At 37.8% G+C, this 14,454-nt stretch carries 15 protein-coding genes and 2 pseudogenes; 1 reads left to right on the forward strand and 16 read right to left on the reverse strand.

The features are described from left to right. Positions 1 to 40 precede the first annotated feature (40 nt). From LCF45_RS25320 to LCF45_RS25395, 16 genes and pseudogenes are all read right to left on the reverse strand, one after another. Positions 41 to 547, reverse strand: a complete 507-nt coding sequence (locus tag LCF45_RS25320) for an acyltransferase (protein WP_002129892.1) — start codon at positions 545 to 547, stop codon at positions 41 to 43. A gap of 54 nt (positions 548 to 601) precedes the next feature. After that, positions 602 to 1,249 (reverse strand): pyrophosphatase PpaX, encoded by a 648-nt coding sequence (gene ppaX, locus LCF45_RS25325; protein WP_002089567.1) that lies wholly within the window; start codon positions 1,247 to 1,249, stop codon positions 602 to 604. Positions 1,250 to 1,315: 66 nt separating this feature from the next. Then, the gene (lgt, locus tag LCF45_RS25330; protein WP_002034719.1) at positions 1,316 to 2,128 is read right to left on the reverse strand and encodes a prolipoprotein diacylglyceryl transferase; all 813 of its coding nucleotides are present in this window, start codon (positions 2,126 to 2,128) and stop codon (positions 1,316 to 1,318) included. Between the two features lie 24 nt (positions 2,129 to 2,152). After that, on the reverse strand, positions 2,153 to 3,082 hold the full coding sequence (gene hprK / locus LCF45_RS25335) for an HPr(Ser) kinase/phosphatase (protein ID WP_002016091.1): 930 nt from the start codon (positions 3,080 to 3,082) through the stop codon (positions 2,153 to 2,155). A 156-nt stretch (positions 3,083 to 3,238) separates the two neighbouring features. Next, on the reverse strand, positions 3,239 to 3,619 hold the full coding sequence (locus LCF45_RS25340) for a phage holin family protein (protein WP_002089574.1): 381 nt from the start codon (positions 3,617 to 3,619) through the stop codon (positions 3,239 to 3,241). Positions 3,620 to 3,805: 186 nt separating this feature from the next. Further along, entirely contained in the window at positions 3,806 to 6,676 is a 2,871-nt protein-coding gene (gene uvrA, locus LCF45_RS25345; protein WP_002016096.1) for an excinuclease ABC subunit UvrA, read from the reverse strand. 5 nt (positions 6,677 to 6,681) lie between these two features. Continuing rightward, on the reverse strand, positions 6,682 to 8,658 hold the full coding sequence (gene uvrB, locus LCF45_RS25350) for an excinuclease ABC subunit B (protein ID WP_002016097.1): 1,977 nt from the start codon (positions 8,656 to 8,658) through the stop codon (positions 6,682 to 6,684). Positions 8,659 to 8,809: 151 nt separating this feature from the next. Further along, the gene (locus tag LCF45_RS25355) at positions 8,810 to 9,241 is read right to left on the reverse strand and encodes a DUF4362 domain-containing protein (RefSeq protein ID WP_263894901.1); all 432 of its coding nucleotides are present in this window, start codon (positions 9,239 to 9,241) and stop codon (positions 8,810 to 8,812) included. Between the two features lie 47 nt (positions 9,242 to 9,288). Beyond that, entirely contained in the window at positions 9,289 to 9,909 is a 621-nt protein-coding gene (locus LCF45_RS25360) for a hypothetical protein (protein ID WP_078421832.1), read from the reverse strand. Then, on the reverse strand, positions 9,906 to 10,667 hold the full coding sequence (locus LCF45_RS25365) for a MerR family transcriptional regulator (protein WP_002034711.1): 762 nt from the start codon (positions 10,665 to 10,667) through the stop codon (positions 9,906 to 9,908). The genes LCF45_RS25360 and LCF45_RS25365 overlap by 4 nt, the downstream gene beginning before the upstream one ends. Before the next feature lie 100 nt (positions 10,668 to 10,767). Continuing rightward, the gene (locus LCF45_RS25370) at positions 10,768 to 10,995 is read right to left on the reverse strand and encodes a hypothetical protein (protein ID WP_002034710.1); all 228 of its coding nucleotides are present in this window, start codon (positions 10,993 to 10,995) and stop codon (positions 10,768 to 10,770) included. A gap of 16 nt (positions 10,996 to 11,011) precedes the next feature. Further along, a pseudogene (locus LCF45_RS25375) lies at positions 11,012 to 11,404 on the reverse strand (ATPase). Continuing rightward, a complete protein-coding gene (locus LCF45_RS25380) occupies positions 11,401 to 11,622 on the reverse strand; it encodes a hypothetical protein (protein WP_002089582.1) in 222 nt (73 codons plus the stop codon). Before LCF45_RS25380 ends, LCF45_RS25375 begins: the two are co-directional and overlap by 4 nt. Before the next feature lie 17 nt (positions 11,623 to 11,639). Beyond that, a pseudogene (locus LCF45_RS25385) lies at positions 11,640 to 12,030 on the reverse strand (hypothetical protein). A gap of 11 nt (positions 12,031 to 12,041) precedes the next feature. After that, complete coding sequence (locus LCF45_RS25390) at positions 12,042 to 12,239, reverse strand: helix-turn-helix transcriptional regulator (protein ID WP_002016109.1); 198 nt, start codon at positions 12,237 to 12,239, stop codon at positions 12,042 to 12,044. Positions 12,240 to 12,363: 124 nt separating this feature from the next. Continuing rightward, the gene (locus LCF45_RS25395) at positions 12,364 to 13,386 is read right to left on the reverse strand and encodes a YeiH family protein (protein WP_142273900.1); all 1,023 of its coding nucleotides are present in this window, start codon (positions 13,384 to 13,386) and stop codon (positions 12,364 to 12,366) included. A 152-nt stretch (positions 13,387 to 13,538) separates the two neighbouring features. On the opposite strand from LCF45_RS25395, the gene LCF45_RS25400 reads away from it, so the two are divergent. Next, positions 13,539 to 14,432, forward strand: a complete 894-nt coding sequence (locus LCF45_RS25400) for a LysR family transcriptional regulator (RefSeq protein WP_002129909.1) — start codon at positions 13,539 to 13,541, stop codon at positions 14,430 to 14,432. Positions 14,433 to 14,454: the final 22 nt, after the last annotated feature.

The raw sequence follows: 14,454 nt of genomic DNA on the forward strand, positions 1-14,454 counted from the left end.
TTATTCATAAAAAGAGAAGGGAAATGTTACATTTTTAACATCAACCTTCTCTAGTGGCCATTTCCTCTTTCGTATAAATAATACGCATCGGATTTCCGCCTACGAAAGCGCCGCCTGGTACATCTTTATGGACAAGTGTGCCTGCAGAAACGATAGCTCCATCTCCAATTGTCACACCTGGTAAAATTGTCGTATTCGCTCCAATCATAACTTCATTCCCTATGACGATTTCTCCAAGTCGATACTCACGAATTAAATATTCATGTGCTAAAAGCGTTGTATTATAGCCGATAATTGAATTTTCTCCCACAGTAATCTTTTCTGGAAACATAATATCTGGCATTACCATAAGTGCAAACGACGTTTTCTTTCCTACTTCCATCCGTAAAAACGTGCGATATAACCAATTCTTTACGGATAAAAATGGCGTGTAACGTGCGATTTGGATGATAATAAAATTTTTCATTACCTTCCAAAAAGAAACTGTTTTATACACATTCCACAATGAATTTTCTCCTGAAACAGGATAGCGCGTTGTCCGTCGCACTGAACTCTCTCCTCTACTTATATAAAAGTGACACTTTAACCGGCAGGAATCTTACTACCCGTTAATGCGGGACAAAATCGGTAGTAAATCACTCATTTTATCTAGCACATAATCTGGTTTATACGCTTCTAAATACGCTCTACCTTTCAATGTCCATGAAACCGCTACTGTTTTCGTACCTGCATTTTGTCCACCGACGATATCATGATGATTATCACCAACCATCAATGTTTCTTCTGGCTTTGCATCTAATAATTTCAATGCTTTTTGAAGTGGTTCTGGATGTGGTTTCACATGTTCCACATCATCAATCGTCACGACAACATCAAAAAACTGATCAAGTTTCGAAAGCTTTAATCCCATTTCAACCGTCTGTCTCGCTTTCGTTGTAACGATGCCGATCTTATAACCTTGCTTCTTCAATTCTTGAACCGTTTCATATACAGTTTCATACTCTTCCACTAATTCATCATGATGCTCATGATTAAATTGACGATAACATGTAATCATCTCTTCAACCTTACTTGCATCAATTTTACTAAAAGTATCATGCAAAGATGGACCGATAAATGGCAATACATCTTCACGCTTATACTGATTAGAATAATAGTGATTTAACGTATGTAAAAAAGAAGAGATAATAAGTTCATTTGTATTAATTAACGTTCCATCTAAATCAAATAACACTGTATTTATTTTCATCGTCCTTAATCCTTTCATTACCTGAATATGAAAGAAGCAGCATCTTCTATAAGATGCTACTTTTCTCTAATTTTCTAAATATCTTTTATCAGCTTGCCCCATTTTTCGTCTCACAATAATGAAAATGATAGAAATAACAACAATTCCAATAGACATTACTTGTGCAATACGAAGTGGTCCTAACATTAAACTATCTGTACGCAAACCTTCTACGAAGAAGCGTCCCACTGAATACCAAATTAAATATGTGAAGAATAATTCACCACGGCGTAAATTCACTTTTCGTAACGCGAGTAGTAAAATAACACCTGCAAAGTTCCATAATGATTCATATAAAAACGTTGGGTGATAATACACACCATCAATGTACATTTGATTAATAATGAAATCTGGTAAATGAAGACCTTCTAAAAACTGTCTCGTTACTTCATCACCATGCGCCTCTTGGTTCATAAAGTTTCCCCATCGGCCAATTGCTTGTCCTAGTAAAATACTCGGCGCAGCAATATCCGCTAACTTCCAGAATGAAAGCCCGCGTCGTTTCGCAAAAAGGATTCCTGTAATAACAGCCCCGATTAAACCACCATGAATCGCCAAACCACCTTGACGAATATTAATAATTTGACTCGGATTTTGCGAATAATATTCCCATTCAAAAATGACATAATACATTCTCGCAAAAAGAATGGCAATTGGTACTGCGATTAATACAAGGTCGATAAATGTATCTTTGTGAATACCAAGCCTTTCTCCCTCGCGAGTTGCTAGCCAAAGACCTAATAGCACACCTGTACCGATAATAACCCCATACCAATAAACAGGGAACGGCCCAAGTTGGACTGCTATACGGTCAAGCTGTGGTACAGAACCTAACAGCATGTATATGACCTCCCTCTCCAGAGTCTACTCTTGATTTCCTAACTCAATCGCACTCATTAATCGTTCAGAGAACTGTTGTGCCGCATTGACTCCCATACGTTTTAATCTGAAGTTCATCGCTGCTACTTCAATAATAACAGCCAAGTTTCGACCAGGACGAACTGGAAGTGTAATCTTCGTAAGTTCTGTATCAATAATCTTCATCTTCTCTTCATCAAGACCTAAGCGATCATAATTTTTCTTTTGATCCCAAATTTCAAGATTAATAACAAGTGTAATACGTTTATAATTTCGTACTGCCCCTGCACCGAATAACGTCATTACGTTAATGATACCTAGACCACGAATTTCTAATAAGTGCTCAATTAAATCAGGTGAGCTCCCTACTAATGTATCTTCATCTTCTTGACGAATTTCTACGCTATCATCCGCAACAAGGCGGTGACCACGCTTTACAAGTTCAAGCGCTGTCTCACTTTTCCCGACACCACTTTGACCTGTAATTAAAACACCAACACCATAAATATCTACTAGCACACCATGAACAGCTGTTGTTGGCGCTAACTTACCTTCTAAATAGTTTGTTAAACGACTTGATAATCTCGTCGTCGTTTGAGCAGAACGTAATAAAGGCACGCCTGATTCACGTGATGCTTGTAATAACTCATCCGGTACATCTTGATTACGAGTTACAATAATACAAGGCGTCTCCTCAGTACAAAGCGCTTTCATTCTCTCTTGCTTTTGCTCTGTCGTTAACGTATCAAAGAACGTAAGCTCCGTTTTCCCAAGAAGCTGCACGCGATCTGCTGGATAATATGTAAAAAATCCTGCCATTTCAATTCCAGGTCGCGATAAATCACTCGTATCAATCGGACGATGAATCCCTTCTTCACCACTTACTAACTCCAATTGAAATTGTTCAATTAAATCTTTTGTCCTTACTTTCGGCATATGTATAAACCTCCACTCCGCTGCGGGTTCAGTCTCATTTGATGTAAAATTCCATTCTATCGGATATTGTACCATTTTTTTCTGGAAACAAGAAACTCGGTTTCTAATAAATAGAAAAAAACATTTCATATGAGTCATGAAATGTTTTTCTTTTTGTCATTTCCTCTTTTTTTCATGTAATGGTTCAACAATTACTTTTTCAATTATCATATTAAAAATAGAAATACAAATTGCCGCAACAATCGCTACACCAAATCCAGATATATTAAAGGCGTCCCCTAATAACGAATCCGTCATCTTTAACGTAATCGCATTAATAACAATTAAGAAGAAACCGAAAGTTACAAGAGTAATCGGTAGCGTAATTAAAATTAAAAGCGGCTTTACAAATACGTTTAAAATCGCCAATATAATACTCGCAATAATTGCAGTTTGTATATTTGCTATGTAAAATGCGTCTGGTGCAACCCCTTTTAAAAGTCCGGATACAGCGATTAACACAACGCTATTTACAAGAAGTGATACAATCCATCTCATTTCCTTACACATCCTTTTAACATATATATTTCATCATACGCTAATAGATAATAAACGCAAGTAACATGCAAACACTTATACCAATTTATTCTATTCTTTATACTTGTATACCTACTAACATTCTTACCAGTTTCCCTTAGTGAAATAAAAACCGAGTGCAATTCCCACTCGGTTTTTATTAACAACTTATTGTGATAACTCTACTTCTTTTATTTTCTCTTTCATTCTTGCTTTATCACGATCTAAAATCTCTTTTAAATACTTACCTGTATAAGAGCGCTCTTCTTTCACCACTTGCTCTGGCGTTCCCGAAGCAACAATTTGTCCGCCTTTGTCTCCCCCTTCTGGTCCAAGGTCAATAATATAATCAGCTGTTTTAATAACATCTAAATTATGCTCAATTACAAGTACCGTCTCACCACTCTCAACAAGACGTTGCAACACTTCTAGAAGGCGTGCAATATCATGTGCATGTAAGCCAGTCGTTGGCTCATCTAAAATGTATAACGTACGCCCTGTAGAACGACGATGTAATTCAGAAGCTAATTTCACACGCTGCGCCTCACCACCTGATAACGTCGTAGCTGGTTGTCCTAATTTCATATAACCAAGCCCTACATCTACAAGCGTTTGAAGTTTACGCTTAATTTTCGGGATATTAGCAAAGAACTCTACCCCATCTTCAATTGTCATCCCTAACACTTCAGAAATATTCTTATCTTTATATTTCACTTCTAACGTTTCACGGTTGTAACGTTTACCGTGACAAACTTCACATGGAACATACACGTCTGGTAAGAAATGCATTTCGATTTTAATAATTCCATCACCGCGGCACGCTTCACAACGGCCGCCTTTTACGTTAAAGCTGAAACGTCCTTTTTGATACCCACGTACTTTCGCTTCATTCGTGTGCGCAAATACATCACGAATATCATCAAATACGCCAGTGTATGTCGCCGGATTTGAACGTGGTGTACGCCCGATTGGTGATTGATCAATATCAATAACTTTATCTAACTGCTCAAGACCTTTAATTTCTTTATGAGCCCCTGGCTTTGCTTTCGCTTTATATAGCTTTTGAGCTAATGATTTGTATAGTACTTCATTAATTATCGTACTTTTTCCAGAGCCAGATACGCCTGTTACTGCTACAAATGTTCCTAGGGGGAATGACATTTTCGCATTCTTTAAGTTATTTTCTTTCGCACCGACAATCTCCACTTTACGTCCGTCACCTTTACGTCTTTCAAGTGGTACCGGAATAAACTCTTTACCGCTTAAATATTTCCCAGTTAATGAATTCTCGTCTTGCATAACTTCAGCTGGTGTACCTGCTGATACAACTTGACCACCATGAATACCTGCACCAGGTCCGATATCAAGTAAATAATCAGCAGCCATCATTGTATCTTCATCATGCTCAACAACAATTAACGTATTTCCTAAATCACGCATTTCCTGCAATGTACGAATAAGACGATCATTATCACGCTGATGCAAACCGATAGAAGGCTCATCAAGAATGTAAAGTACGCCAGTAAGGCGAGAACCAATTTGTGTCGCTAAACGAATACGCTGCGCCTCACCACCTGATAAAGTTCCTGCGGCACGACTTAACGTTAAATAATCTAAACCGACGTTCACTAAGAACCCGACACGTTCCTGAATTTCTCTTAAAATTAAATGAGCAATTTTTTGTTGTTTCTCCGTTAACTCAACAGTTGAGAAGAACTCCTGTACTTCTTGAACAGAATATTTCGTTACATCGGCAATCGTTTTATCACCAACGAAAACAGCTAAACTCTCAGGCTTTAAGCGTCCACCTTTACACTTCGGACAAGCTTGCTCTGCCATATATTTCTCCATTTGCTCACGAATATAATCAGAACTCGTCTCACGATAACGACGCTCAATATTCGGAATAACACCTTCAAATAAAATCTCATTTTCCTTTACTTGACCAAATTCATTCACATAGCGGAAATAAAGCTTCTCTTCCCCGCTTCCGTACAGCACTTTATCAAATAAATCCTTCGGTATATCTTTCACCGGCATATCCATATCGATGCCGTAATGATTACACACGGATTTTAATAATTGCGGGTAATATTGTGAACTTGTCGGTTCCCAAGGAGCAATCGCATGTTCATTTAATGATACATCCCAGTTCGGAATAACAAGTTCTAAATCTACCTCTAACTTCGATCCAAGTCCATCACAAGAAGGACACGCGCCGAACGGACTATTAAACGAGAACATACGCGGCTCTAATTCTCCGATTGAAAAACCACAATGTGGACAAGCATGATGTTCACTAAATAGAAGTTCTTCCTCTCCCATTACATCGATTAAAACTCGGCCCCCGCCAAGCTTTAAAGCACTTTCTAGTGAATCTGCAAGTCGGCTTGCAATTCCTTCTTTCACAACAATACGGTCAATAACAACTTCAATTGAATGCTTCTTATTTTTTTCTAAAGTAATCTCTTCCGATACATCCAGCATCTCTCCATCAACGCGCACACGAACATAACCTTGCTTCTTAATATCTTCTAATACTTTCGCATGCGCACCTTTACGCCCTGACACGATAGGCGCTAGCACTTGCAACTTCGTACGTTCAGGATATTCAAGAACACGGTCTACCATCTGTTCCACTGTTTGTGATGTAATTTCAATTCCATGATTCGGACAAATCGGCGTACCAATTCGTGCAAATAATAAACGTAAATAATCATAAATCTCCGTTACCGTTCCAACCGTTGAACGAGGATTACGACTCGTCGTTTTTTGATCAATTGAAATCGCTGGAGATAAACCTTCAATCATATCAACATCCGGCTTATCCATTTGCCCTAAAAACTGGCGCGCATACGCAGATAAAGATTCCACGTATCTACGCTGCCCTTCTGCATAAATCGTATCGAATGCTAACGATGATTTCCCCGAACCAGACAATCCCGTCACAACAACAAGCTGATTTCTCGGAATGGTTACGTCAATATTTTTTAAATTATGCGCTCTAGCACCTTTTACAACAATAAAATCTTTACTCACTCTTTTCACCCTTCCGCTTTTAATTCTAATAGTAAATCTCTTAATTCAGCTGCACGCTCGAAATCTAATGCCTTTGCTGCTTCTTTCATCTCTGCTTCCATCTTCGCAATTGTATTTTCACGTTCTTTTTTCGTCATCTTCTTAGCTGGTGTTGCTTCATATATTTCCGTATCCTCAGCTGCTGTTGTCGCACGAATAACGTCACGTACTCCTTTTTGAATCGTTTTCGGCGTAATACCATGCTTTTCATTGTAAGCTTCTTGTATACTACGACGACGCTGTGTTTCTTCAATTGCAATTCCCATCGATCTCGTTATGCGATCTGCGTACATAATAACGCGGCCGTTTGCATTACGCGCCGCACGACCAATTGTTTGAATTAATGAACGCTCTGAACGTAGGAACCCTTCCTTATCAGCATCTAAAATAGCTACAAGTGATACTTCTGGAATATCTAATCCTTCTCGTAATAAGTTAATACCGACAAGTACATCAAACTTACCAAGGCGAAGATCACGGATAATTTCAATACGCTCTAATGTTTTAATTTCAGAGTGAAGATAATTCACTTTAATTCCTACATCTTTTAAATAGTCCGTTAAATCCTCTGACATTTTCTTCGTTAAAGTCGTAATTAATACACGTTCATTTTTCGCAATCCGGTCATGGATTTCTCCTAATAAATCATCTATTTGTCCTTCAATTGGTCGTATATCAATTGGTGGATCTAAAAGCCCTGTTGGACGAATAATTTGTTCTATTGCTTTCGGTGACTGCTCTAACTCGTACGGTCCTGGCGTTGCCGAAACGTAAATAACTTGATTCGTTTTCTCTTCAAACTCATCAAACGTGAGCGGTCTATTATCTAAAGCTGATGGCAGACGGAATCCATGATCAACAAGCACTTGCTTACGTGCTTGGTCCCCGTTATACATCGCTCTTACTTGCGGAACCGATACGTGCGACTCATCCATAACGATTAAGAAATCCTCTGGAAAATAATCTAAAAGAGTATATGGCGTTGAGCCTGCTGGACGAAGTGTTAAATGACGGGAATAGTTTTCAATCCCTGAACAAAAGCCCATCTCGCGCATCATTTCTAAATCATAACGCGTTCGCTGTTCTATGCGCTGCGCCTCTAACAACTTACCGTTATCATTTAATTCTTTTAAACGCTCTTCTAATTCTTTTTCAATATTTTCAATAGCGACCTTCAGCTTTTCTTCACGTGTAACGAAGTGAGATGCCGGGAAGATTGCTACATGATCACGTTCTGCTAATACTTCACCCGTTAATGCATTTACTTCTCGAATACGATCTATTTCATCCCCAAAAAATTCAATTCGAATACAATGCTCATCAAGTGATGCGGGGAAGATTTCAACTACATCTCCGCGCACACGGAATGTACCACGCTTAAAATCAATATCATTACGTCCATACTGTACATCAACAAGTTCACGAAGCAATTGATTGCGGTCCTTTTCCATACCAACTCGAAGCGAAACAACTAACTCGCGGTATTCTTCCGGAGAACCTAAACCGTATATGCACGAAACACTCGCAACGATAATAACATCATCTCTTTCAAATAAAGAAGACGTTGCCGAGTGGCGTAATTTATCAATTTCATCGTTAATTTGCGCATCTTTTTCAATAAACGTATCCGTATGTGGTACGTACGCTTCCGGCTGATAATAATCGTAATAACTAACAAAATACTCCACAGAATTGTTAGGAAAGAAATCTTTCAGCTCACTATATAACTGTCCTGCTAACGTTTTATTATGAGCCATTACAAGTGTTGGTTTCTGCACTTCTTTAATGACATTTGAAATCGTAAATGTCTTACCCGTTCCTGTCGCTCCAAGCAACACTTGCTTTTTCTTTCCACTATTAATTCCCTCTACAAGCTTCTCTATCGCTCCCGGCTGATCACCTTGCGGGGAATACTCTGAGATAATTTCAAATGGATGTTCCAACTAAAAACCGACCTCCTCATAAAAATCTGTATTATTATTTTACCACGAATGCCCATAAAAAACCTAAAAAAACGAACAGATATTCGGTAAAGTTTTCGACAAGTTATATATAGAAAAAGGAAGGAATAAATACTTCCTTCCTCTACTAACTCTATTTTTCAAGTACATATAATAAGTCATATCCATTGCGCCCATTTTCATTCGTACAATCTATTAACCTATATGCCGTTTCTGATTCACGTTGCTCTTTAACAATCCTTTTACAACTATCTTTATGTAACCCTTTATGGTCACCAGCAAATTGATCTTGTCTATTATCTAACACATAAAGTATATCTTTCTCACTATGCTCTAACGTTTGAAAAACAGGATCACCTTCATGTGTATACTGTACAATTCTTATTTTATCAACTTTCCCTTGTTCCACATTCCAAATGAACTTCTCGAATTTATCTAGATTAGAAATTTCTGCCCCCTTTGCAACGACATCATTCTTCTTATCAATTGCACTGTTAGGTTGTGAACATGCTACTAAACTATAGAGAAATAAGCATATAAAACCTGTTCTTTTCCCTATTGTTATCCTCTCCTATACAAACTATTGGTATACTAGAAAAAAGCTACTTTCCTCTATGAAAGTAGCTTCTTGTTTCCTTTCTCCTTCTTCGGAAAAATAACATATGAAAATGAAATCGCAGTATCCACTAAAAGAATAATAGCCCATACTTGGCTTACACGGCTTGCTGTTTTATTTAAAACGATTCCTGACTCTAACCAATTCCCCCACTGTTCTACTGGAATAAGCCCATACATGAAGAAAAAGAATATATGAACCGCAATAAACAAAATAAGATGTAAAACCCAATTTTTTATTTCCTGCTTCGCATGCGCCATCCCTGTTACTTCAAGTGGTTCTTCGATAATAGGCGCCGGTTCATTCCGCCACTTCGCAACTAATTTTTGTACATATATATCTAATTTCTTCAAATCCTTTTTCCCATAAAAAACTGCATATAATAAAATGATTACCGTAATGATTTGAAAATTAGAGAACTTCCCTGTTTGATAGTAGTCCACTACTCCTAAAGTTAAAATAAACACTTCATTTACAAGTAGCACAATCCCCATAATAAAACTTGCCTTTTTCAAGCGAAATCCATACCTTAGTAAAAAGAATCCGATAGCTGATAACCAAAATACAATCTCTGCCCCAATTAAAAAATACCAACGATATTCTGCAAGTATACTCATTTATCCCTCTCCCTTTCGTCATATATACGAAAAGCCTCATCCATATATAATAGAAGCTCTTCTTCAATTGGATACATACTCATTTTCTGTGAATCTTCTTTTGACTTTCTTACTTCCCACAATTTATCTAAAAATGCTTCATCACCATTTGCCATCTCTAAACACTTCTGCATTAATTTCTTTGTTGCGCCTTGTACTTCATCACATGATGCTTCCTTACCGTCTTTCATAAAGTTACGTAGTTGCTTCAATAAATTTACCCATTCTAAAACATTCGGATCTTCTTCACTCATGTTCGGCAAATTATGAAGCAACTTTTGTTCTCCCTTAGAAAAAACTTCATTTTGAAACATCTCACGTATTCGCGGAGACTGTTTCGAAAGCTGAATGAGTTCAAACATAACTTTCCAATCCAGTTCTCCCTCCACATCTACTGAATAAACAACTGCCTGTAAAATACGTTCCATTCGATTAAATTTTTTCTGTTCTTCCTGTACAAATCTAAGTTGCTTTTCAAGCGATACTTTTAAATTGAGCTCATCCGTTATTAACATATTCGTAATCTCTTTTAATGAAAAACCCATTTCTTTTAAAAATAAAATTTGCTGCAAACGAACAACATCTCTCTCGCTATATAACCGATGTCCTCCATCAGTTTTCCCACTCGGCTTTAATAAATCAATTTGATCATAATAACGTAACGTCCTTACTGTAACCCCTGTTTCCCTCGTTAGTTCTTGAATTGAAATCAACTCCATCACCTCTTCTCCTTCATTATAAAAGATGACGTAACGTAACTTTCAAGTAGTTTGTAAAAAAAATACAAAAAGCTGTTTATACCTTTTGTATAAACAGCTGTTATGGAAATAACCCCTTTTGTATAGCACGACCACAAAATAAAATAATTGCCCCTACAACAACACTTGTTGCTGTTTTATGATAATGCGCTAAAATTAATAAATAGTATGATAAACCTACAGCACCAATCATAATACATACACTTGGCACTGGATTACGAGAGAAGTTTTGTATTCCCCAAAACAAAGCAAAAATAGCCGTAGCGACACATAATACCGGTAATCCCATCCCAGTTCCCCTTTTTCTATCTATTCCTTGTTGCTAACACACTCGTCGATGCCATACTTATTAATAAACCAAAAATAGCAATATATAATAACTCATTTACATGTACTACTTGCCTATCTAAATACTTATTTACACAAAGATACATAATGAACAAAAAAACGCAGCTTGTAATACAAATCGTAAAATATGACTTCATATTGTTCACAACTCGCTCATCAATTGACGGTACTCTCTCTTCTTTCAAACGCTTCTGTTCTCTATATTCCTAAATGCCATATAAAATGACTAGTGCTACATTCGATATGAAGATCGTTCCCCACGAAATACTTAAAATCATTAAACTCACATTTAAAACAAGACCCGCTAAAAACAAACTTCCTATGAACCGTATAATATCTTGCTTACTCATACATGATCAGCCTCTTTTTGATTTCTATATTTCCATTTCGGCCAATAGTTCACAAAGAAATAAACAAACTGTCCTAATACAAATAAAACAAACGGCATGCCCGCATTTCCATAAACAATTAAATTATACAAACTCCATACCGCTAAACTCATTGTTAAAAACAACCCTAAATATTTAAACGCTTTATCCGACTGAAATCTCTCAAACTCATCTTGCATTTTCATTCCTCCTATCGTTATGCTCGTTTTCCCGCCATTACTCCTATGATGAGACTACCAGCAAATAAGAAACTACATACAATGAATATTTCTGGAATCGGTATAGTAATTCGCCCTATCGCTTTGCTTGCAACAATATAAACAATAAGCAAAAGAAATGCGAATATAAATGAGACATTTACATACTTTTTTATATTTTCATTTACCCGCTCATCTATATCTGGAAGTTCTTCTTTTTTGTACTTCCGCTTTTTGTAATTCGTATACAATATCAGAAATACAATTGCTAAAATGTTACTAACTATAAGCGATAACGTCGGTATGGATGGGTCCATAATCCGAACTAAAACGTCCCCCTCCACATAATCCTAAGACCGTAGCGATATACAACTTTTTAGTATCGTTCATTTTCTCTCCCCTTACTCCAGCGTAAATATTTCCTCTACCTTCATTCCAAAATATTTGGCGATTTTTAGGGATAACTCTAGACTTGGGTTATAGTGGTGGTTCTCAATCGCCACGATTGTCTGCCGCGTCACTTGCATCGCCTTTGCCATTTCAATTTGCGTTATATGATGTTGTTTTCGCAATTCTTTAATTTTATTTTTCACACCCATAGGCTCCACCTTCGAAAGTAAAGATATCTTTACTTTAATTATAAATATTTTCCAAATCCAAGTAAAGATATCTTTACAAAAAAAGGTAAAAAAAAGAGACATCTATAAGATGCCTCTTTTTTTGCTACATAAATCCTAATGCATATACAAGAACGTACCCAAGAACAGATAAGCAAACCGAGCCAATCAACCCTGCCACAAATGCCCTACTTCCTAATTTGCGGAACGTTTTAAACTCTACATTTAAACCGAGCCCTGCCATTGCCATTGCAATAAGCATGTACGCAATTACTACAATATATCCGGCAACAACTTCTGGGATAATCCCAAGCGAATGCACCGCACTCATTGCTAAAAATCCGAAGATGAACCAAGGAATCGGAAGGTCGCGCCACGATCTTTTTCCCTTGCTTTCCTCGCTCTTACCAAACCATAATCCAATTAAAATCGCTACTGGCACAAGCATCGCTACGCGCGTTAACTTCACAATAACCGCGATGTCTACAGCCGTGCTACCTCCTGGCGCTGCAGCCGCGATAACGTGAGCGATTTCGTGCAGCGTCGCCCCTGAGAACACCCCGTAACCGTAGGGTGAGAAGCCAAGCACTGGGTATAATAGCGTATAAATAAGTGTAAATATTGTACCTAAAATTGCAATAATTGCTGCCCCGACTGCTGTTTCTTCATCTTTCGCTTTCACTTGCGGTGCAATTGCCACGACCGCTGCAGCTCCGCAAATTGCCGTCCCACATGCTGTTAAAATTCCAAGTTTCTGTTCTACTTTAAATACTTTCGTTAGTCCATATACAACGAAAATTGTAAATGTAATAACAACCGCTGCGATGACCAATACTTTCGGCCCCGCCTTCGCAATATCTACAAGATTTAACCTCATTCCGAGTAAGATGATCCCAAAGCGTAGCAACTTCTTACTCGCAAAGTTCGTTCCCGCTATCGCTTCTTGAGGAATCCCGATTGCCGCGCGCCAAACCATCCCGATTAGAATAGCGATTACTAATTGTCCCATAATATTTAAAAATGGAAGCTCTGCTAAATATTTCGCGGCGATTGCGATTAATAACGTAATCCCAATACCTTGCGAAAATCCAAAGCCCTTCTTCTTTTGTATAACAAGTGTTTGTTCCACTTTGTACCACCCCAATAATCGTATTGGAACATGCATGTTCTTTCTAGTTACATTATAAGAGAGTTTTAATAATAAGTTTAATATCAATATTGAATACCTATCATCAGAAATACTTATGATAAAATAAAAGTAAAAATAAAGGGGCCTAACAAATGAACGTCGACATTTTAAAGATCTTTGTTACTGTCGTTGAACAAAAACATTTTTCGCGTGCTGCGGAACTATTAAACCTTTCACAACCTGGCGTTAGTATGCACATTCGCAACCTGGAAAATGAACTTGGGACTACACTTATTCAGCGCTCCCCAAAGCACGTCCAAGTTACGGAAGCTGGAAACATATTATACATACACGCAAAGCAGATGCTCTCACTTTATGAAGATGCAAAACAGGAAATTAATGCGCTGCATAACGTCGTAACAGGGACACTTCGCATCGGCGCTAGCTTTACAATTGGCGAATACTTACTTCCAAAAATACTTGCGCGCTTTGCCAATGAAAATGCACACGTCGAAGTTCATACATTTATCTCCAATACGGAAGAAGTTTTGCAAAGCCTCCGCTCTAATCAAATTGATATCGGCTTAGTGGAAGGCCAAGTCGTATACGCTGACGTAGATGTTGAAACTTTTATGCAAGATGAAATGAAACTCGTCGTCCCGCCAAACCACCCATTGCTCCATATCAAGGGGATTAACGAAAATACATTGCAAGATCAAGTCTGGGTATTAAGGGAGAGCGGCTCTGGCACACGTGCCTATAGCGATCGCTTTATACACCAACATCATTTAAAAATGAAGCGCTTCTTTACATTTAGCAGTATTCAAAGCGTGAAGGAAGCCGTTGCAGCCGGTCTTGGCATCGCCATCCTTTCAGATTGGACTGTTCGAAAAGAACTATTAGCAAAAGAACTATTCCACATCCCTGTTCCGAACGAAGAGCTAATCCGTCCATTCTCCATCGTGCGCGGCAAATATTTTATCCCGTCTAAAGCTATTCAAGTCTTTTTAAAACACGTAGATTCTTTTGCGAAAAAACAGAGTTGACCTTCACATTAGTGTGAAGGTT

Source organism: Bacillus sp. 41-22, assembly GCF_025809295.1.
GTDB lineage: Bacteria > Bacillota > Bacilli > Bacillales > Bacillaceae_G > Bacillus_A > Bacillus_A mycoides.